Below are 775 nucleotides of genomic sequence, written 5' to 3'. Positions count from 1 at the left end.
GTTCATGCCGGCGCCGATGTCGCAGACCGAGACGCCGATGCGGCCGGGATGGCCCGGCGCGCCGTTGACCGCCACCAGCCCGCTTTCGCATTGGACCAGGAAGTCATAGGCCTTCATGTCCCGGTATGCGCCGTCCTCGCCATAGCCGCTGATGTCGCAGGTGATCAGCCGCGGATTGCGCCGGCGCAGCGCCTCGGTGCCGAAGCCGGCGCGGGCGACGGCGCCGGGGGCGAGGTTCTGGATGAACACGTCGGCCCGGTCGAGGATGTCGTGCAGCAGCGCCGCGTCGCGCGCATCCTTGATGTCGAGGCACAGGCTTTCCTTGCCGTGGTTGGCCCAGGCGAAATAAGAGGCCGTGCCCTTGACGGCGCTGTCGTATTGGCGGGCGAAATCGCCCCCTTCGCGCTCGATCTTGATGACCCGCGCGCCGCCCCGCGCGAAATGACACGAGGCCAGCGGCGCCGCCACTGCCTGTTCCAGCGAGACGACCAGCAGGCCGGCATAGGGTTGCAAAGATATGGCCATCAGCTTGCGCGCCTCGTTTCCAGCACTGCGAGGACGCGGTTCATCTCGTTGGCGACGATGGTCATGCCTTCGTCGAAACCCATGCCCGGCTTGACCAGCACCCGGTCGGGCCGCGTGGCGAGCGCGGCGTGCAGGCAAGCGCGGGCCGAGATGTCGGTCTCGTTGCAGGTGCCGCCCTGATAGGCCTCCACCCCATGAGCCTTGCAATGAAGCACCGCATCGACCGTGTTGTGGATGCCGCCCAGGTCCG

General features: G+C 67.7%; 2 protein-coding genes. Both read right to left on the bottom strand.

The genetic code is table 11. The annotated features are described in order from the left end of the window. On the bottom strand, nt 1–525 hold a 525-nt coding region (locus AQY21_RS02065), incomplete at its 3' end, for a CoA transferase (RefSeq protein WP_161905874.1). Further along, nucleotides 525–775: hypothetical protein (locus AQY21_RS02060; protein WP_238986669.1), on the bottom strand; the 251-nt coding region annotated here is incomplete at its 5' end. The genes AQY21_RS02065 and AQY21_RS02060, both read right to left, overlap by 1 nt.

Origin of the sequence: Paracoccus sp. MKU1, assembly GCF_001447385.1 — a bacterium.
Taxonomy (GTDB): Bacteria; Pseudomonadota; Alphaproteobacteria; order Rhodobacterales; family Rhodobacteraceae; genus Paracoccus.
This window is presented reverse-complemented; position numbering and strand designations above follow the sequence as displayed.